10 protein-coding genes are annotated in these 20709 nt (G+C 61.2%); 9 read left to right on the forward strand and 1 reads right to left on the reverse strand.

Translation table 11 applies throughout. From position 1 onward, the window contains the following. Positions 1-83: 83 nt before the first annotated feature. Positions 84-1067 carry a glycosyltransferase gene (locus QNI81_RS11055; protein WP_283966525.1) on the forward strand — a complete coding sequence of 328 codons (984 nt, stop codon included), beginning with the start codon at positions 84-86 and terminating at the stop codon, positions 1065-1067. A 15-nt stretch (positions 1068-1082) separates the two neighbouring features. Here the strand turns inward: QNI81_RS11055 and QNI81_RS11060 are convergent, their stop codons facing one another. Then, positions 1083-1844, reverse strand: coding sequence for a WecB/TagA/CpsF family glycosyltransferase (locus QNI81_RS11060; RefSeq protein ID WP_283966526.1), 762 nt, complete (start codon positions 1842-1844; stop codon positions 1083-1085). A 117-nt stretch (positions 1845-1961) separates the two neighbouring features. Between QNI81_RS11060 and QNI81_RS11065 the strand changes: the two genes are divergently transcribed. The 8 genes from QNI81_RS11065 to QNI81_RS11100 all read left to right on the forward strand — a co-directional run bounded on the left by QNI81_RS11065 (position 1962) and on the right by QNI81_RS11100 (position 20702). Next, entirely contained in the window at positions 1962-3428 is a 1467-nt protein-coding gene (locus tag QNI81_RS11065) for a hypothetical protein (RefSeq protein WP_283966527.1), read from the forward strand. Between the two features lie 191 nt (positions 3429-3619). Then, positions 3620-10066, forward strand: coding sequence for a type I polyketide synthase (locus QNI81_RS11070; protein WP_283966528.1), 6447 nt, complete (start codon positions 3620-3622; stop codon positions 10064-10066). A 3-nt stretch (positions 10067-10069) separates the two neighbouring features. Further along, positions 10070-11092 (forward strand): glycosyltransferase family 2 protein, encoded by a 1023-nt coding sequence (locus QNI81_RS11075; protein ID WP_283966529.1) that lies wholly within the window; start codon positions 10070-10072, stop codon positions 11090-11092. Beyond that, positions 11089-15660, forward strand: coding sequence for a MupA/Atu3671 family FMN-dependent luciferase-like monooxygenase (locus QNI81_RS11080; RefSeq protein WP_283966530.1), 4572 nt, complete (start codon positions 11089-11091; stop codon positions 15658-15660). Before QNI81_RS11075 ends, QNI81_RS11080 begins: the two co-directional genes overlap by 4 nt. Further along, complete coding sequence (locus tag QNI81_RS11085) at positions 15657-16367, forward strand: 4'-phosphopantetheinyl transferase family protein (protein WP_283966531.1); 711 nt, start codon at positions 15657-15659, stop codon at positions 16365-16367. The genes QNI81_RS11080 and QNI81_RS11085 overlap by 4 nt, the downstream gene beginning before the upstream one ends. Further along, complete coding sequence (locus tag QNI81_RS11090) at positions 16364-17329, forward strand: hypothetical protein (RefSeq protein WP_283966532.1); 966 nt, start codon at positions 16364-16366, stop codon at positions 17327-17329. The genes QNI81_RS11085 and QNI81_RS11090 overlap by 4 nt, the downstream gene beginning before the upstream one ends. After that, positions 17326-19863, forward strand: coding sequence for a hypothetical protein (locus QNI81_RS11095; RefSeq protein ID WP_283966533.1), 2538 nt, complete (start codon positions 17326-17328; stop codon positions 19861-19863). Before QNI81_RS11090 ends, QNI81_RS11095 begins: the two co-directional genes overlap by 4 nt. Continuing rightward, positions 19860-20702, forward strand: coding sequence for a glycosyltransferase family 2 protein (locus QNI81_RS11100; RefSeq protein ID WP_283966534.1), 843 nt, complete (start codon positions 19860-19862; stop codon positions 20700-20702). The genes QNI81_RS11095 and QNI81_RS11100 overlap by 4 nt, the downstream gene beginning before the upstream one ends. Positions 20703-20709: the final 7 nt, after the last annotated feature.

Below are 20709 nucleotides of genomic sequence, written 5' to 3' on the forward strand. Positions count from 1 at the left end.
TGCACCGCCAACCCATTGCGCATCTTGCGCTTTGCTGGTGCTTGCATAGGATTGGGCGGTATTTTCAACGCATTGTCTGGCTCATGACCGCAACCCCCGCAAAGATGCCTGCCCCCTTACCCATTGATGCCATTGTCATCGGGCGCAATGAGGGCGCGCGCCTTCTGGCTTGTCTCGACAGTCTCAAGGCGCAGGTTCAAAGGATCATTTATGTTGATAGCGGATCGACTGACGGTTCGGTCGCCGCTGCGCAGGCACGCGGTGCTGAGGTTGTGGAGTTGGACATGTCGCGTCCCTTCACAGCAGCGCGGGCACGCAACGCAGGGCTTGCACATCTGGGAACGACCACCGAAGGCAGGCTGGTGCAATTCGTCGATGGGGATTGTGTGCTGGCTGGCGACTGGTTGCCGCAAGCGGCAGCTTTCCTCGCGCAACACCCCGATGTTGCGATCGTTTGCGGGCGCAGACGCGAGCGCGCACCGGAGGTAAGTGTTTACAACAGGCTCTGCGATCAGGAGTGGGACACCCCAATCGGCGAGGCACGCGCCTGTGGAGGTGATGCCTTGATGCGGCGCGGGCCACTACAGGATGCAGGCGGCTATCGCGAAACGCTTATTGCTGGTGAAGAGCCAGAACTCTGCGTGCGCTTGCGCCAAGCCGGATGGAAGATCTGGCGTCTTGATCTGGAAATGACCCTGCATGACGCGCAGATGTTGCATTTTTCACAGTGGTGGAAACGCACCAGACGCGCGGGTCACGCATTTGCGGAAGGCGCTTTCTTGCATGGCGCTCCACCAGAACGCCATTGGGTCAAGGAAACAAGACGCGCGCTCCTTTGGGGGGCTGTGTTGCCCCTGATGATCGCCGCAGCCCTATTGGCAGCGCCAATGTTTGCCGGGCTAATCGCTCTTCTGTACCCGCTCCAGTTCTTGCGCCTGTCCCGGCGTATGGGGGGCACGGCAGCGTTTTATTCCATTGTTGGAAAATTCGCGGAAGCCTTGGGAGTGTTGGAGTTCCACATCAATCGGCTGCGCGGCAATCAGCGCACTTTGATTGAGTATAAATAATCTGTGCCAATCCTCTCAGAGCTTTGAAGCCGCGCGTAAACGTAAAGCCTGCGCAATCTGCCCCGGCAGGATGGCAAAGCACTGCATATATCTGGGAAAGAGTCGCATCGGATTGGACAGCATGCGCCACAACCACTCCAGCGCCAATTTGCGCATCCATCGTGGCGCACGCCGCTGTGCCCCGACAATAAAATCCAGACCCGCGCCGATGGATGCAAACCCGGTCTGAGGTGCAAGGCTGCGGCCAAGTTCAGAAAACCGCTCTTGTTTTGGCGCGCCCAGCGCCAGAAAACACAGGCTGATCTCTTGCGTGGCAAGTTCCTTCAGGATGTCGCGAGCCTCTTCGCCATGCGGATCAAACCCATAACTCGGCGCCCGCACATAAGCCACATTGAGACCGGGCACCTTGTGCATCAGCGCGGATTGCACCTGCTGCAAAATTGGGTCGGTTGATCCCACAAGAGCGACTTTGACCCCTGCGTTTGCCGCAAGTTTGCACAATGGGATCACCAAGTCAGATCCCGGTACAAGTTCGACCGGGCGATCCGCCAAATGAGACAGCCACACGATGGGGCGCCCATCGGCGACGATAAAATCCTGACGCTGGTAGGCTCTCAAGAACTGCTGATCACCCGCAAGTTTGACAAGATGGTCCAGATTGACTGTCGCCAAGCCAAAACCTTCCTTGCGATCAAACCGATCCTTGATCAGCTTCTTCAGTTGGTCGGCGTCCGGCACGTTCACTTCAATTTCTTGATTTTCAAATGCGAATTTCATCTTGCTCTCGATCCAGATCACTAAAGTGCCTGATTTTATTACCCCTGCCCTAAGGGCTTGTGCCAGTTCTTGCGTATACCGTAGTAGTGAATTTGGGTCGAAGTGAGGCGAGCTCTGGTGCCTAACGCGATTGCGAACTTGATGTTGCTGGTGTGGCCGGTGGCGGCGCTGGTGTTCTTTCAGCGGCTGCCCTTGCAGCGTGCGATCTTGCTCTGCCTCATCGGAGGGTATCTGATCCTGCCTCCGGTGGCCGCATTCGATTTGCCACTGGTGCCCGATCTCGACAAATTCTCGATCAGTTCCATCATGGCCTTGGTCGGATGTCTCTTTGTGGCAAAGGTTCCTGTTCCGATCCTGCCACGTCCGTTGATCCTGCGCATTTTGATGATCATCTTCGTCCTCAGCGCGATCCCGACGGTCCTTACAAATACAGACCGGGTCTTGTTCGAGACCGTCCCAAACGCCGCACCGATCATCTTCTATCACTCCGAACTTCCCGGTTTGCGTTGGCGCGATATGGGCTCAGTGGTGATCGGGCAAGTTATTGTTTTAATACCATTCATCATCGCACGCCGACATCTTTCTACGCCTGACGCTCATCGGGATTTGCTGCTGGCGTTTTGTATTGCGGGTCTGTTTTACTCCATCCCTTCGCTCATCGAAATCCGTCTCAGCCCGCAGATGAACGTCTGGATCTACGGCTTTTTCCAACACGACTTCGCCCAGATGATCCGCCAAGGGGGCTATCGGCCCATTGTGTTCCTGCCGCATGCGCTATGGCTTGCGCTCTTTATGTTCAGCGCCATGATCGCCGCAGTATCTCTGGCCCGCGTCGCAAAAGAGAACAACCGCATCCGCTTGTGCCTTGCGGCATTTTATCTCTTCGGCATGCTGGTCCTATGCAAAAGCATGGCGTCGCTCTCTTATGGGTTGGCTTTTACACCAATCGTCGCGCTGGCCTCCTACCGTTTGCAGGTTAAATTGGCCTTGGTTATTGCGTTGATCGGCTGCGTCTACCCGATGCTACGAAACGCGCATGTCATTCCGCTCGACGCGATTCTGACACAAGTGGAGGATTTCAGCCCGGAGCGGGCACAATCGCTGGGCTACCGATTTGATAACGAGGAGGTATTGTTAGAACGCGCCGCCGAAAAACCAGTTTTCGGCTGGGGGGCTTGGGGTAGAAACCTGATCCGGGATCCACAAGATGGTCGTATCCTGTCCATCCCTGATGGGCGGTGGATTATCACCTTCGGCAGTTTTGGATGGGTTGGCTACCTTGCTGAGATGGGACTGTTGGCAGGCACGCTTGCGTTGCTATACTTGGCACTGCGCAGGATGCCAGAGGAGGAAATTTCTCCTTATGTTTCTTGTATATCGCTCATATTGGGCGCAACAATGATCGACATGTTGCTAAACGACACGCTGGTCCCAATTACTTGGATGTGTGCGGGGGCAATTCTGGGGTACGCGGAGCGTCAGCTCTACCCTCGGGATTTTGAGCCACGCAAAGCTTTGTTCGAAGGTCGGCAAGCACTCGATATGCCGCTGAGCAAAGAGCGTTCTCATCCGGTGATGGACTAGCGCTGCGCCATATAATCCACAGCGCAGATCCTCAGTTTGACCACAATCACACCTCAGCGCTGCCCAAGATGTTTCGTAATTCATACATACAAAAGCCAACGCAGACCCGCCACATTACCTAAGCGAATATCATTGAGCGCCGCACACTTATGGGTACGACCGCCGACGCAACGTGAGACAGGGCGATATAGATGGATAAGATGACAAAACTCGATCACCACAGCCCCGACGATATCGCAGTGGTCGGCATGTCTGTCACTTTGCCCGGTGCGGCTTCAATTCACGAGTTTTGGGCCAATCTGCGTGATGGCATCGAGTCGATCGAGGTCGTCGACGAAGACAGCTTGCTTGCTGCTGGCGAACACGCCGAAACCTTGCGCGATCCCAACTACGTGCCCGCCTCGGCCCGGCTGCAAGGATTTGATGAATTCGACGCGGAGTTCTTTGGGTTTTCGCCCAAAGAGGCCGCGATCCTCGATCCGCAACACCGCAAGTTCCTCGAGGTCGCATGGGGCGCGATGGAGGATGCCGGTCACACACCCGAAAGCCTGAAAGGCCAGGTCGGTGTCTATGCGGGCTGCGGCATGGGCAGCTATTTTTACTTCAACATCTGCTCGAACCCGGATCTGGTCGATGACGTGGGCATGTTCCTCTTGCGCCATACCGGTAACGACAAGGATTTCCTGACCACGCGCGTCAGCCATGTCTTTGATCTCAAGGGGCCATCGGTTAACGTGCAGACCGCCTGCTCCACCTCGCTGGTAGCGATCCACTACGCCGCCGAAGCATTGCGCAAGGGCGAATGCGATATGGCGCTGGCTGGTGGCGTGACGATCGAGCTGCCGCAGGGGCGCGGCTATCTCTACAAGGAAAACGAAATCCTGTCGCCCGACGGCCATTGCCACGCCTTTGACCACCGAGCGCAGGGCACGGTGTTCGGCTCTGGCGCGGGGGCCGTGGCGCTCCGGCGTCTCGGCGATGCGGTGGCCGATGGCGACCATATCTGGGCGGTCATCAAAGGCTCTGCGATCAACAACGACGGCGCGGCCAAGGCGGGATATCTGGCCCCTTCGGTGGATGGGCAATCCGCAGCGGTGCGCAAGGCGCTGACGGCTGCGCGGGTGAACCCCGAGACTATCGATTACGTCGAATGCCACGGCACCGGCACCTATATCGGCGACCCGATCGAGGTTGCCGCCCTCACCGATGCCTACCGCGATGGCACAGATGCAAAGGGCTATTGCCGGATCGGATCGGTCAAAACCAACATCGGCCATCTGGACACGGCAGCCGGCGTGGCGGGGTTTGTGAAAACTGCACTCGCGCTGGAGAACAATTCGCTGCCGCCTTCGCTGGGGTATGAAAAACCCAATCCGACCATTGATTTTGAAACCTCGCCCTTTCGCGTGAACGATACACTGTGCCCGTGGATTTCGCACAAAGGACCCCGGCGCGCTGCTGTGAACGCCCTTGGCGTCGGCGGCACCAACGCCCATGCGATCCTCGAAGAGGCCCCGGTGCGCGCCCCCTCCGAGGAAAGCGATTTCCCGTTTCAGGTGCTTTGTATTTCCGGCCAGACCAAGGCGGCGTTGGAGGCAAACACGCAGAACCTCGCGACCTACCTGCGCGCCAACCCCGATGTGGACCTGGCGGATGTGGCCTACACCCTCAAGGAAGGCCGCCGCGGCTTTGCCAAACGTCGCGTGGTAGTGGCCGAAACCGCGACGGACGCCGCCGAAATGCTGGAAGCCGCGAACCCGCGTGAGGTCTTCACCCACGACCATCTCGGTGCGCATCCAGAGGTCGTATTTATGTTCCCCGGCGGGGGTGCACAATTTGCAGGCATGGCGCGCGACCTCTATGAGACGGAGCCGGTTTTCGCCGACTGGATGGATCAGGGGCTGGACCATCTGGAAAAGAGCCTCGATTTCGACATCCGTGCCCTGTGGTTGCCGGACCCCGGCGAGGAGACAAATGCTGATGCGGCCCTGCTGAAACCCTCGGTGCAATTGCCGCTCATCATGATTGTGGAATATGCGCTGGCGCAGCTCTGGATCAGCTGGGGCGTCCGGCCTGCCGCCATGGTGGGCCATTCCATGGGGGAAAACACTGCCGCCTGTCTGGCCGGTGTCATGAGTTTTGAGGACTGCATCGACTTGGTGCAATTGCGGGGTCGGCTGTTTGACACGGTTGAGCCGGGCGGCATGTTGTCGATCTCGCTGCCGCTCTCTGAGGTCGAGACACTTGTGGGTGCGGATCTCGACATCGCCAGCGTCAACGCGCCGGAACTAACCGCTGTATCCGGCCCGAATGATCGCTTGGATGCGCTGGCCGAGGCGCTGCGCGCTCGCGATGTGGAGTTCCAGCGTATCCCCATCGACATCGCCGCCCATAGCCGCATGCTGGAGCCGATCCTCGCGGCCTATGGCGATTTCCTGCGCCGTCTCGATCTGCAACCGCCAAACCTGCCGGTGATGTCCAACCGCACCGGCCAGCCGCTGACGCCGGAACAGGCCACCAGCGCCGACTACTGGGTTGAGCAACTGCGCAATACCGTGCGTTTTGCCGATTGCATCGAAACGCTCGCAACCACCAAGGGCCGCGTCTACCTGGAGGTCGGCCCCGGCAAGGCCCTCAGCGCCCTGGCACAAATGTCGCCACAGGTTGCCTCCGGTCAGGTGCTCAGCTCTCTGCGCCACCCGGAGCAGGATATCGCGGATGATGCCTATTTCTTTGGCATCATCGGACGTCTCTGGGCCTGCGGGGTCGAGGCCGACTGGCCTCAGATCTGGGGCGATGCCCGCCGCAACCGCCTGAGCCTGCCCACCTATGCGTTCCAGCGCAGCCGCTATTTCATCGAACCCGGAAAATCGGTGCAAGCGCCCGAGATTGTTTTGCCTGCACGGCACGCGGACGTTGCCGATTGGGGCTACCGCCCGGTCTGGCGACCCCGTCTGGCCGATTGCACTCTGGATGTGGAGACCGAACTCACGCTGGAGCCGCAAACCTGGCTGATCTTTGAGGACACCGCCGGACAGGCTGCCGCCTGCGCCGAGACACTCCTCGCCGCCGGTCACCGCATGGCCCGCGTGCGGGCTGGGGATACCTATGCGCAGCTTGCGCCCGACCTCTATCAACTGGCCCCGGAAGAAGGCCGGTTTGGCACCGAGGCCCTGCTAGCGGATCTGGCCCAAGCGGATCTTCTGCCAGAGCGGATCGCGCATTTCTGGCTGGTCACCGAGACCGAGGATTTCCGCCCCGGCTCCTCCTTCTTTGATCGCAATATCGAAATGGGGCTGATGTCGCTCACCGCCCTGGGGCAAGCCTTGGCGCAGGCAGAGCTGCCGCATCCGGTACATCTCAGCGTGCTGACCACCGGTGCTGCGCAGGTGCGGGAGGAGCCCCTGCCCTATCCGGAAAAAGCAATGGTCTCCGGCCCCGCTGGGGTGATCCCGCGCGAGATCCCCGGTGTCACCGTCGCGACCTGTGACATTGAGCTGCCGCAAGTCCCTGCGGGCCTTTCCGCCCTCATATCCGGCGCCAGACCCGCCCCAATCACGTCGCGCTTGCTCGAAGAGCTGCTGGCCGCACCCGGCAACCACGCCGCCGCCTGGCGTGGCGAAAAACGTCTGGAGCTTGACTATCGCCCGGTGCCCCTCGCGGCACCGACGGCAGGCGACCTGCCGCTGCAACCAGGGGGGCACTACCTCATCACCGGCGGCTATGGCGGCATAGGGCTGACGATCGCAGAGCACCTGATGCAGTCGTATGAAGCGCGCATCACGCTCCTGTCCCGCGACGCCCTGCCACCGCGCGCCGAATGGGAACGCTACCTGCGCCGCCACAGCCCGGCTGACCGGATCGCAACCCGCATTCGCGCCGTTCAAAAACTTGAGGCGACCGGACGCGGCGAAGTGCTCACGCTCAGCGCCGATGTCTGCAACCTCCAGGACATGCGCAACGCGGCAGAGGCCGCACGCGCCGCATTTGGTCCCATCACAGGGCTGTTCCACGGTGCAGGCCATATTGCCGACGCTCCTCTTCTGGCCAAGACAGATCGCCAGATCGCCGAGGTGCTCGCGCCCAAAGTGAACGGCCTGCGTGTGCTGGATCAGGTCTTTCCGGATGGCGCGCTCGACCTGATGGTGCTGTTCTCCTCCTCCTCCACCGTGACGCGCCCTGCCGGGCAGGTGGATTACGTGGCCGCCAACGAATACCTCAACGCATGGGCGAAATCCCGTCAGGGCGGGCAAACCCGCGTGATGGCCATCGACTGGGGGATCTGGGCGGATGCCGGCATGGCAGCGGACGCTATGGCCGCCCGGCGCGGCGGCGCTGCCCCCTCGGAACCACTGCCGTCAGAGGCCGCGCTTTGGCAGACACAAGGCTTTGACCGCTCCGGTGCGCCGGTGTTCCGCAGCCGTTTTGACGCGCGCCGCGACTGGCTGCTGGACGATCACCGCACCCATGATGGCACCGCCCTGATCCCCGGCACCGGCAATATCGAGCTGATTGCCGAAGGGCTGGATGCGCTCGGCAGCACCGCGCCTTACGAAATCCGGGACCTCTATTTCCTGCAACCCTTTGTGGTCGAGGATCATATGCCGCGCGAGGCGGTGATGCATCTGAGGCCCGGCGCCGCAGGCTATGAGGTGCAAATCCACGCGGAAACGACGGAGGGATATGCACGCACGGCGCAGGCTGAGGTGGTGACGCTGGACCACATTGCCGCCGCCCCCCTGGATCTGAATGCGATCTCTGCGCGCTGCACGCCGCAAGAGGCAGATGTCGCGGGCGCTCGCATCAGATCTCCGCAAGAGGCCAACCTGCGGTTTGGTCCGCGCTGGCATGTTCTGCAGTCAATGGCGCTTGGTCGGGCCGAAGGGCTCGCCAAACTGTCCTTGCCTGATGTTGCAGAAAATGACGGCGCGCTGTTGCATCCGGGGCTGTTGGATCTTGCCACCGGCTGGGCCATCGAACTTGCGCCGGGCTACGAGCCCAGCACGCTCTGGGTGCCGGTCTCGTACGGTGCGATCAGGGTGCTCGCCCCATTGACCAAGGACATCTACAGCCATGTACGGCTTTCGGACGGGCAGACCGAGCAGGGCGCGGTGCTGTTTGACATCACCCTGTGCGACCCGGCGGGCAAGGTACTTGTGGAAATCTCGCATTTCCGCATGCAGCAGCTGAGCGGCGGCTTCAGCCTTCTGCCCACCCGCACCGACACCACAGCCGCCGCGCTTGGCCTGACCTCGGATGCGGAAACGCAGCCCCTGTCGCCGGACGAACGGCGCCTGCTCGCCAATCTGGAGAATGGCATCCACACCAGCGAGGGCGGCATCGCACTGGAGCGCGCGCTCGCTGCGGGTCTGCCGCAGGTTGTTGTCTCCTCGCTGGACCTCGACGCCCTGCGCCAGCAGGCAGACACCAGCGGGCAAACCGCCCCCGAAGGTGAAGGGCAGAGCTTTGACCGCCCCGATCTGGATACTGACTATGTCGCACCCCGCACGGCAACCGAAGAGGCCCTCGCCGGTCATTTCGCCACACTGCTGGGATTGTCGCAAATCGGTGTCGAGGACAGTTTCTTTGATCTGGGCGGTCATTCCCTCATCGCCGTGCGACTGTTCGCGCAGATCAAACGCAGCTTCGGGGTCGAATTGCCAATGTCCGTGCTGTTTGATGCCCCCACCGTCGCCGCACTGGCGGCCCGGATCGAGGCTGAGACCGGGCCGCTGGAGGCCCAGGGTGACGCCACGGACAACCAAGAGGCGACATCGCAGAGCTTCAGCCACCTCGTACGCCTTGCCCCCAGCAAGGACAGCCAAGCCGCACCGATGTTCATCGTGGCGGGCATGTTTGGCAACGTGTTGAACCTGCGGCATCTGGCACAGATCCTTGGCGAGGATCGTCCGGTCTATGGGCTACAGGCGCGTGGCCTGATCGGCACGGATGAGCCGCACGAGCGGATCGAGGACGCCGCCCGCGACTATATCGCCGAGATGCGACAGGTGCAGCCCGAAGGACCCTATCTGATCGGTGGATTTTCTGGCGGCGGCATCACCGCGTATGAGATCGCTCAGCAGCTCAAGGCCTCGGGCGAAGCGGTGGATGCTCTGGTGCTGCTGGATACGCCGCTGCCGGTACGCCCTGACCTCAAACCCATTGACAAGGCGCTGATCAAGCTCGCTGAGATCCGCAGCAAAGGGCCGGGCTACCTCGGTGAATGGCTGCGCAACCGCATTGCCTGGGAAATTCGCAAGCGTCAGGACCGCCCGGCGGAAACCGGCGAGAGCACCGGTTTCAACAACCGCAAGATCGAACTGGCCTTCCTGCGCGTGGTGGCCGCGTATGAGGTTCAGCCCTGGACGGGTCCGGTGACACTCTATCGGCCTGTGCTGGACCGGCATTGGAAAGTCTCTGGGGGACAGTGGGTCAGCCGAGACCGTGAATATGTCTACCCGGACAATGACTGGACCCGTTTTGCGCCGTCACTGGTCGTGCGCGAGGTTCCCGGTGATCACGACGGTATGGTTCTGGTGCCCAACGTCAGCGTGCTCGGAAAAGAAATCCGCGATCTTCTCGGCCAAAGCGCACGGCAAAGCGGCGGGCCGCAGGACATCTCCAAGGCGGCAGAGTAACCCATGACCGCGCAGACCATCCTCACGATCATCCTGAACTTTCGCACGCCCGCCATGACGCTGCGCTCTGCCGAGGCGGCGCTGGAGGAGATGGAAGATCTACCCGGCGAAGTGCTGATTATCGACAATGGATCGGGCGATGGCTCTTTCGAGGCCCTGCGGGCCGGCGCAACAGCGCGCGGCTGGCTGGACAGTGGTCGCCTGCGGATCGAGGCCTCACCCGTCAACGGCGGCTTTGGCGCGGGCATGAACATCGGCTTTCGCGCGCGGCTTTCGGATGGGTCGCGCCCCGATTTCTATTACCTCCTGAACTCCGATGCCTTTCCCGAGCAGGACTGCATTCGCAGATTGCGGGACTTTCTACTGAATGCACCGGGTGCGGGACTGGCGGGGTCGTATGTGCATGGCGAAGACGGCACGCCCCACTGCACGCTGTTTCGCTTTCCGACCATCGCGAGCGAGTTTGAAGGTGCCGCGCGCACCGGTGTGATCTCCCGCCTGTTGAAACACGCCATCGTGCCACTGGAGATCCCGGATGACGCACAACAAGTGGACTGGACCGCCGGGGCCAGCATGATGATCCGCCGCGAGGTCATCGAGGCCATCGGCGGCTTTGACGAGACGTTTTTTCTATACTTCGAGGAAACCGAACTCTGCCACCGCGCTGCACGTGCGGGCTGGCGGACACATTACATCCCACACAGCACCGTTGCCCATGTGGGGTCGGCCTCAACAGGCATGAAGACATGGGCGCGCACACCGGAGTTCTGGCTGGACTCGCGGTTGCATTATTTCACGCAAACCCACGGCCCGATCTATGCGATTGGCGCGACCCTTGCACGGCTGCTGGGCGGTGCGGTTTACGGTCTGCGCCGGCTGACCTCGGGCAAGCCCCGCGCCGATGCGCCCCATTTTCATCGCGACCTGCTGCGTCATCATTTCAAACGGCTGCTGCGCCCCCTGCCCGCGCCAAACCCGGCTCGGCCATTTGCGTCCGACGCCGTTCTGGAGGAACACAAGTCATGACATTTTCAACCGTCGTCATTGGCAATGAATCCCTGCTGATCGGGTGTAGCGAGGCTTTGCTGACACGTGGTCACGAGATCCGGGCTGTGGTCAGCGAAAATGCAGAGATCACCTCCTGGGCTGCATCCAAAGGGCTGCAGGTTCTTGCTGCCCCGAGTGGCATCAAGGGCGACTTTGATTGGCTCTTGTCAATTGCCAACCTGCGGGTATTGTCCAAAGCAGTGATTGCCAAGGCCCGCCGGGGGGCGGTGAATTTCCACGATGGCCCGCTGCCCGAACGCGCAGGCCTGAACACCCCCAACTGGGCCATTCTCGAAGGGGCCGCGGAACACGGCATCGCATGGCACATGATCGAGGGCGGGGTGGACGAAGGCGACATCCTCGCCCAGCGCCGTTTCGCGATCGCTGAGGATGAAACCGCCTTTAGCCTCAACTCGAAATGTTACGGCGCAGCGCTTGATAGTTTTGCCGAGGTGCTCGACCAATTGGAGAGCGGCACCCTCAACCGCCAGCCACAGGATCTGAGCCAGCGCCACTATCACGCCCGCGCGGATCGCCCGGAGGCCGCCGGGACTTTGCGCTTTGACCGCCCGGTTGCGGAGCTGCTGCGGGTTGTCCGTGGTCTGGATATGGGCGGCTACTGGAACCCGCTCACCACTGCAAAGATCCGCTTGGCCGATCAGTTCGTTGCGGTGGGTCAGGCGCATGCCGCTGAGGGCGCAGGCGCAGCGGGCGAGATCCTCGCCGTCACGGGTGACGACGTCACCATTGCTTGCGCCGATGGGGCCATTCGGCTCGGGACGCTGACAACCTTGTCTGGCACGCCCCTGAGCCTGCGTGACCTTCTGCGCGCTGGCGATGTGCTGCCTGCTCTTACCGAGAGTGACATCAACGCGCTGGAAAATGCTGCGCAAACCAGCCAGACGCCCGAGGCCTACTGGCGGCGCGCGCTGTCCGGCATGCTGCCCCTGCCGGTCCCGTTGCAGACTGCTGAACAAGGCGACGCGCAAACCGCCGACATCACACTGCCTGCGCAGTGCCCGCCCGCAACATTGGCTGCGGCTGCACTTGCATGGGTGTTGCGCAGTCTGGGCGAGACCGAGGGGTCAATCGCGCTCAGCCTGCCCGCGCTACAGTCTGCGGCAAAGTCCGGGCTGACGGCGGATTGGGTGCCCCTCAATGCGCAAGCGCATGAAGCATTCTCGACCCTTGCGACCCGTGCTGAGGCGGTCCTGACCCGAGCGGAAGATCAGGGTGGTTTTGCAACGGACCTGATCCTGCGCGCGCCAGAGATTTCTGTGCAGGCACCTCCGACGGTTGTCCTGTGTCTAGGTACCGACAGCGTGCCGGACCACGCCCAACTGGCTCTGATCCAGTCCGGGGACCACATGCAGCTACAGTCCCGGTATCTGTCCCAACAGGCGCTGTCCCTACTGGCGGCACGCCTCGAATGCCTGCTGGCGGCACTACCCTCACAGGCAGACACTGCACTCTCAGCCCTGCCCTTGCTGCCCGACACTGAACGCCAGCAGATGCTGGAGCAATGGAATGCAACCGACGCGGACTATCCGGCAAATCAGACCATTCATGCCGCGTTCGAGGCACAGGTGGCGCGAACACAGGATGCAACCGCCCTCGTTTTTGAAGATCAACATCTGAGTTATACCGCGCTGAACCAGCGCGCCAATGCGCTGGCTCGGCACCTGCAACAGCAGGGCGTGAAACCCGGCAGCCACGTCGGCGTCTATTTGCGCCGCTCGATGGATCTGGTAGTGGCAACGCTTGGTATTCTGAAGGCAGGCGCGGCCTATGTCCCGCTTGATCCGGCTTATCCTAGTGATCGTATCGCGCATTATATCACCGACAGTCAGGCCTCGGTCATTGTCACCCATGCAGCATTGGCGCCGGATCTGCCCGACAGCAGCGCGCAGTCCCTGCATCTCGACACGCTTGATCTCAGCACGCCAGCCGAACCCGTCAGCGAAGGCTCCGGCGAGGATCTGGCCTATCTGATTTATACGTCCGGTTCGACCGGCCTGCCCAAGGGCGTGATGGTGCGGCACCGCAATGTCGCCAATTTTTTCACAGCCATGGATGCGCGTATCCCGCACCAGGTCGGCGACACTTGGCTCGCCGTCACCAGCCTGTCGTTCGACATTTCCGTGCTGGAGCTGTTCTGGACGCTGGCGCGCGGCTTCAAACTGGTGCTCTCCAGCGATGAAAGCCGTCTGCAACTCTCAAATGGCCCCATCGCGCTCAGTGATCGCAAGATGGACTTCAACCTTTATTATTGGGGCAACGACGATGGCGCGGGCGAGAAGAAATACGAACTGCTCCTTGAGGGCGCGAAATTTGCCGACGCCCATGGCTTTAACGCGGTCTGGACGCCGGAGCGGCATTTCCACGCCTTTGGTGGCCCCTATCCGAACCCGTCGGTCACGGGCGCAGCTGTCGCCGCCGTGACCCGCAACATCGGTGTGCGCGCAGGCTCTTGTGTGGCCCCGCTCCACCACCCGGCCCGCATCGCCGAGGAATGGGCGGTGATCGACAACCTCACCGGCGGGCGCGCGGGCATCGGGTTTGCCTCGGGCTGGCAGCCGGACGACTTTATCCTGCGGCCAGAGAACACGCCGCCGGCCAACAAACCCGCGTTGTTCGAAGCGCTTGAGACCGTGCGCAAACTCTGGCGCGGCGAAGAGGTGGGTTTTCCGCGCAAGGATGGCGGCCTCCATTCGGTGGTGACGCAGCCGCGCCCGGTTTCGGACGAGCTTGCCGTCTGGGTCACAACGGCAGGCAACCCAGACACATGGCGCGAAGCGGGACGCGTGGGGGCCAATGTGCTCACGCATCTGTTGGGCCAGAGCATTGATGAGGTCGGCGACAAAATCGCGCTCTATCACGCCGCATTGCGCGAGGCGGGGCATGACCCGGCAGATTTCACCGTCACGCTCATGCTGCACACCTATCTGGCTGACACCCGTGAGACCGCCCGCGAGGTGGCGCGCGAGCCGATGAAAGACTACCTGCGCTCTGCTGCGGGGCTCATCAAGCAATACGCCTGGGCCTTCCCGGCGTTCAAGAAACCCAAGGGCGTCGACAACCCGTTCGAGATGGATCTGGGCAGCCTCAGCACCGAGGAACTTGAAGCGATCCTCGATTTTGCATTTGAACGCTATTTCGAGGACTCAGGCCTGTTCGGCACGGTTGAGGACGCCGTGGCGCGGGTCGAAGACCTCAAACGCATTGGCGTGGATGAGGTGGCCTGCCTGATCGACTACGGCATCGCGCCGCATGTGGTGCTGGAGGGTCTGAAACCCCTCGCCGAAGTGCTGCGCCGCGCCAATCGCGTACAGGAACTGGCAGCGGATGACTTCTCGCTCGCGGCCCAGATCGTGCGCCACGGCGTCACACATATGCAATGCACCCCCTCGATGGCGCGGATGATCGCCACCGATGCGGACGCAGGCCCGGTGCTGGCGCGCTTGCAGCATCTGCTGGTGGGCGGTGAGGCCCTGCCCGGCGATCTGGTGAACGCCCTGCGCAATCAGACCCGCGCGACGCTTCACAATATGTACGGCCCGACCGAGACGACGATCTGGTCCACGGTCGAAACCCTTGACGGGACGCCGCAGGGGATCGCGCCCATCGGCACGCCTGTTGCCAATACGACCGTCTATATCCTCGATGGCACGGACCAGCCGGTGCCGATCGGGGCGACGGGTGAGCTGTGCATCGGCGGCGCGGGTGTGACCGCTGGCTACTGGCAGCGCGCGGACCTCACGGCAGAGCGCTTCCCGGCTGATCCCTTCACCTTCAGGGCCGGTCAGCAGATGTATCGCACCGGTGATCTCGTGCGTTGGCGCGCGGATGGCACGCTGGAGTTCCTCGGCCGTACCGACCATCAGGTCAAGATCCGGGGCCAACGAATTGAACTCGGTGAAATCGAGGCCGCCCTGTCCGCGATTGATGGCGTGACAGCCGCCGTGGTCATCCCGCGCAAGATCGGCACGGACGAGCGTTTGGTCGGCTATGTGACCGCCTCTGCGCCGTTTTCCGAAGCGCAAGCCAAGGCCCATCTGGCGCGGCATCTGTCAGAGGTCATGGTGCCTGCACATATCGTGACGCTTGAAGCCTTTCCCCTGACACCCAACAAGAAGATTGACCGCAAAGCCCTGCCCGATCCACAACCGACGCGTCGCGAAGCATCTGCAGTGGCGGCAGTGCCGCAATCGCTCACACAGCAAAAGATCGCCGAGGTTTGGCAAAAGCTGCTCGGTGTGAGTGTTGTGGGCCAGAGCGACAACTTCTTCGCCCTTGGCGGGCATTCGCTGCTGGCGGTTCAGGCCCATCGCGATATTCGCAGCCTGTTGGGCATAGAGCGGTTGTCGATTACGGATATCTTCCGTTTCCCGACGCTCGACGGGCTGGCGACACATGTGGAACAGCTCCATGGCGGAGGTGAAGCACCAACTGAAACCGCCTCTTCCACCGCAAATACTGCTGGCCGTGCAGATACCATGTCCAAACGCCGTGCAATGCGCGCCAACCGCAAGGCCCGCTCAGGATGATCGAGGCCCCAAGCGTTTCAAGAGAACTTGCTGAAGCCCGGCAACGGTTGCTGCGCCCATTGCTGTCGGATGCAATCACCATTGCATCCTGCGATCCGCTGGGAACGCCCCCGGCACCTTTGCCAGAGGAAAGCGCCTGCCTGTCGCCCAATGCGGTCGAGAAACGCATCCGCGAATTTGCCGCCGGTCGCGCCGCAGCCCATCAGGCGATGCGCGCGTTGAATCTACGGCCTGCGCCTATCCTTGTTGGCCCGAAACGCGCGCCTCTTTGGCCAGCAGGATTGACGGGCAGCATCTCTCATTGCGACAGCTGTGCGTTGGCGGCAGTCGGGCTGGCTGAGACATTTTCTGGTATTGGTATCGACATTGAGGAAGATACCCCTCTTTCTGGCAACCTATGGGACAGCATCGCAAGCGCCCCTGAACAGGGTTGGATGGCCGCGCAGCCGGACCCCGGCCGAGCAGGCAAGCTGCTGTTTTCGGCCAAAGAGGCCGCCTATAAGGCGCAATACGCCATTTCTGGCCGTTTTTTTGGTTTCAGCGGTATGGAACTCACCTTCGATATGAGCGCAGGCCGCTTCACTGCATGTTTCACCTCTGATCAGCCCCCATTCTCAGGCGGCGACAGCCTCAAGGGTCGATTTGCCATCGGCTCTGAGGTAATCATCACAGCGGTCGAGATCCCCAGAAGCGAGATGCACCCATGATGAACCGTCTCCGCCGCCTGCCCCGTCGCGCGCTCCTCATGGCTTGCGCCGCATTGCCGGTCGGTGCTCTGGGGGTTTGGGCCCTTGGGCAGCGTAACAGCACGCCAATAGAGGTCGCAGCTCTCCCTCCGCCAAGCGGTCCTTTGAACGTCTATCATCTCGGCCATTCACTGGTCGGTGCAGATATTCCGTATCTGCTGGCGCAATTTGCGGGCGAGGGTCATCGCTACAACGTGCAACGCGGCTCAGGCACGTCTCTGCGCGCGCATTGGGAAGAGGATGAACCGATCCTCGACTTCGAGAAGGTCAACGCCGCACCAATCTGGCGCGCACCCAAAGCCGCCTTGGCGACGCAGGACTATGACGCTGTTATCTTTACCGAAATGGTGGAGCTACGCGATGCGATTAAATATTTTGACGCGGCGCATTATCTGAACCTTTGGGCTGATCTAGCCCGTAAAGGCAACCCGAATGCGCGGCTCTATCTATATGAGACATGGCACCGTCTCGATGATCCGGATGGTTGGCTTGCTCGGATAGACAAGGATCTGGATGCACTTTGGCTCGGGGAACTTACGGCCAAGGATGACCGCACCTCAAACGATCAACCGCTGTACCTGATCCCTGGCGGGCAGGTGCTCGCGGCGATCACCCGCGCGGCAGAGGCCAGAGGCATTCCGGGCCTTACAGACCGGAACGCGTTGTTTGATCTTCTGCCAGATGGGACAAGGGATCAGATCCACCTGAGCCCGCTTGGTGCTTATATCGTTGCGTTGACCCATTACGCGGTGCTCTATCACCGCAGTCCCGAGGGTCTGCCACATCAGGTTACACTCTCAGATGGCACCGCCTATACCGCGCTTGACGCAGAGGGCGCAGGCATCCTGCAATCCCTTGTCTGGCAGGTGGTAACTGCCCTGCCCCGCACTGGTCTTGCCAGCACTGCAGTGGAGGTCACATGACACCGGAAACGCTCCTCACGGCGCTTGTCATGATCGGTCATTCGCTGATCGGTCCCGAAAATCCGCGCATGTTACAGCAGTTGCTTGCAGCCGGGCAGGACAATCGCCCGGTGGTCGAGTATCAGGTCATCAACGGCGCGCCCCTGCGGTACAACTGGGAACACGCCGACAAGGCCCAAGGCATCAACGCCCGCGAACGTCTCGCCAAAGGCCCCGTTGATGCGGTGATCGTCACCGAGGCCATTCCGCTCGCCAATCATCTGCGCTGGAGTGACACCGAAGGCTCTGTCGAGAATTTCTATACGCTCGCCGCTCAATCAAATCCCAATGTGACGCTTTACCTGCAAGAAGGCTGGCATAGCCTGCTGAGCGGCACCGGCGTTGAAGTGCCGTTTGATAATGGTGGCGATGTGGCATGGCGCGAGCGGCTCGACAACGACCTGCCCCGCTGGCAGGGTGTTGTGGACAAAGTGCGCGCCAATACCGGCGGAGACATTCGTTTACTGCCAACAGGACAGGCTTTGGGCCGTCTAGCCGATGCCATCCAGACCGGCACCGTGCCGGGTTTGCAGGATATCAGAGACGTGTTCTCAGACGATATTCACCCCAATGACATCGGATTTTATTATCTCGCTTTGGTTCAATATGCGGTGCTCACCGGCAACTCCCCCGAAGGATTGCCGCGTGTTCTGAAAACTGAGTGGGGCACCGCCTATAAGGCCCCTTCCGCCGAACTCGCCCAGCGCTTGCAGGAAATCGCTGCGGGCGCTGCCAGCGGATCACAGGCACGTATGACCTTGCCACCAGACCCGGTAGACCTGCCCGCGGACCCGGCACCTGCCATCCTGAACGCCAATGTTACTGTCCCGTCGCTGCCCACCGGCAAGCCAGATGTGCGCAGGCAACCAATTGCCATGAATCTGGCTTCTGTGCGCGATTGGAGCCCGCAGGCGCCGTTTCTTGATCATTTCAAAACCGCACGCGCTTGGATCGGTCATTTGCCCGGCCGTTGGGGTGGTGTTACCGAAGACGAATTGCGTGATGCAGGATACCTTGATCCGGATGGCTGGCCCTTGGCCCTGCCCCCCGAGCTTGGCTCGATTGGAACTGTGATCCTGAACGATTTGCCTGAAACCGCGACCAGCCTCTCCGGGCGCTATGTGCTGCGGTTTGAAGGACAGGGCATCGTCGAGGCCGGGGGCCGGGCAAAAAATGTCCGATACGGCCGCAATCAAGTGTCCTTTGACTTTGAACCCGGACCCGGTGCTGTGGACATCCGTATTCAGCGCACCGACCGCGAAGGCACCGGAGATTACGTGCGCAATATCACCGTGGTGCGCGAACGCGACCTGCAAGCCTATGATCAGGGCGCTTTGTTCAACCCTGATTGGCTTGATCGGATTGAGGGCTTTGCCGCCCTGCGTTTTATGGATTGGATGGACACCAACAACTCCAAACAGATCGGTTGGGAAGACCGCCAGCGTTACAGCGATTACACATGGACCACCAATGGCATCCCCGCCGAAGTGCTGGTGACACTTGCCAATCGCGTTGGCGCAGATCCGTGGTTCACCCTGCCGCATATGGCCGACGACACCTATGTGCGCAACCTTGCAACATTGGTGCGTGATGGTCTGGACGAAGACCTGAAAACATACGTCGAATACTCCAATGAAGTATGGAACTGGCAGTTCCAGCAGGCACAATGGGCCGACAAACAGGCACGAGAGACTTGGGGCAAGGACGGTCTCTGGCTTCAGTATTACGGCGGACGCGCTGCCGAGGTTGCAGGCATCTGGACAGAGGTGTTTTCGGAGGGCGCGGACCAAACAGACCTGTCGGATCGACTGGTACGGGTGATTTCGACCCAGACCGGGTGGCTCGGTCTCGAGGAGCAAATCCTGAACGCACCGCTTTGGACCGCAGCACAAGCAGGTCGTGAACCGCCTTATCGCAGCTTTGATGCTTATGCCGTGACCGGCTATTTCGGCGCGTCCCTTGGTATGCAGGAGCAGGCCCCAATGGTCCGGGCCTGGATTGCCGACAGTCAGGATCGCGCGCGCGCTGCGGCCTCCGCGCAGGGGCTGACTGGCGACGCCGCAAGCGATTACATCCGCGATCACCGCTTTGACGTGGCCGCAGCGCAGGCTGCAGTGGAGTTGCAGGATGGGCTAAACACCGGATCTCAAGAAGGGTCACTGAACGACCTGCTGACCCGCGTGCTGCCATACCACGCGGAGGTTGCGCAAAAACACGGGCTTGAACTGATTATGTACGAGGGCGGAACCCATGTGGTCGGCCATGGCGCATTGGTCGATGATGACGACCTCACCGCGTTTTTTACCTACCTGAATTACACGCCGGAGATGGCAGAACTTTACCGCAAGCTCCTGAACGCCTGGCCCGACATCGGTGGCACGCTGTTTGGTGCCTATTCCGATGTATCCGTGCCCGGGCGTTGGGGCAGCTGGGGAGCACTTCGGACCTTGTCGGATGACAACCCGCGCTGGGATGTGCTGGAGGCCGCTCGGTGACAGGCTCCCCTCCGCGCAGGATCTCCGTTCTCATCCCGGCCCATAACGAAGCCGACTATATCACGGGCTGCCTGACCGCGCTCTATGCCTCAGCCATCAGCAGGCACGGGATCGAGGTATTGGTGCTGGCCAATGGCTGCACAGATGACACGGTGGCGCGCGCCCGCAGTGTGTCCGTTCCAGATGGCTGGGAGCTGAGAGTCCTGGAGCGCGCAGAAGGCGGCAAGCTCGCCGCGCTCACCGAGGGCGATAAGGCTGCGAACGGGGACATACTGGTCTATCTGGATGCGGATGTTCAGGTAGAGCCGGAATTGCTGTCGCAAATCGCCCACGCGCTCTGCCCCGAACGCGCGCTTTATGCAAGCGGCAGCCCCTGTGTCACTCCCGCCCAAAGCGCGTTCACCCGCGCCTATGCCAGCGCATGGGTCCGTCTGCCGTTTGTCCGTACAGGTGCGCCGGGATTTGGGATCTTTGCAATGACACGCACAGGCCGAGAGCGCTGGGATCAGTGGCCTGCAATCATCTCTGACGATACCTATGCGCGGCTGCATTTCTCACCCGAGGAACGTATCCGCCTGCCCGGTCGCTATCACTGGCCCATGGTAGAGGGGTTTCGCAACTTGGTCCGGGTGCGCAGACGGCAAGATCGCGGCGTCGCTGAGATCAAAACGCTTTTCCCACAGTTGTTGCAAAACGATGACCCGCGCCCATCGGGCATGCGTGCTATGGCCCGGATCGCACTCAATAACCCCATTGGCGCGGCAGTCTACGTCGCTGTTTCACTGGCGGTAAAGACGCGACTGTTCTCTTCCAACGTCGTCTGGACACGGGGACGCTGATCGCACC

The sequence above is a fragment of the Tritonibacter sp. AK171 genome, from assembly GCF_030127025.1.
Classification (GTDB): domain Bacteria; phylum Pseudomonadota; class Alphaproteobacteria; order Rhodobacterales; family Rhodobacteraceae; genus Epibacterium; species Epibacterium mobile.

Coding starts and splice junctions, on each gene's coding strand:
- QNI81_RS11085 (WP_283966531.1), top strand. CDS start 15,657: ATGATCGAGGCCCCAAGCGTTTCAAGAGAACTTGCTGAAGCCCGGCAA.
- QNI81_RS11060 (WP_283966526.1), bottom strand. CDS start 1,844: ATGAAATTCGCATTTGAAAATCAAGAAATTGAAGTGAACGTGCCGGAC.
- QNI81_RS11090 (WP_283966532.1), top strand. CDS start 16,364: ATGATGAACCGTCTCCGCCGCCTGCCCCGTCGCGCGCTCCTCATGGCT.
- QNI81_RS11080 (WP_283966530.1), top strand. CDS start 11,089: ATGACATTTTCAACCGTCGTCATTGGCAATGAATCCCTGCTGATCGGG.
- QNI81_RS11075 (WP_283966529.1), top strand. CDS start 10,070: ATGACCGCGCAGACCATCCTCACGATCATCCTGAACTTTCGCACGCCC.
- QNI81_RS11055 (WP_283966525.1), top strand. CDS start 84: ATGACCGCAACCCCCGCAAAGATGCCTGCCCCCTTACCCATTGATGCC.
- QNI81_RS11070 (WP_283966528.1), top strand. CDS start 3,620: ATGGATAAGATGACAAAACTCGATCACCACAGCCCCGACGATATCGCA.
- QNI81_RS11095 (WP_283966533.1), top strand. CDS start 17,326: ATGACACCGGAAACGCTCCTCACGGCGCTTGTCATGATCGGTCATTCG.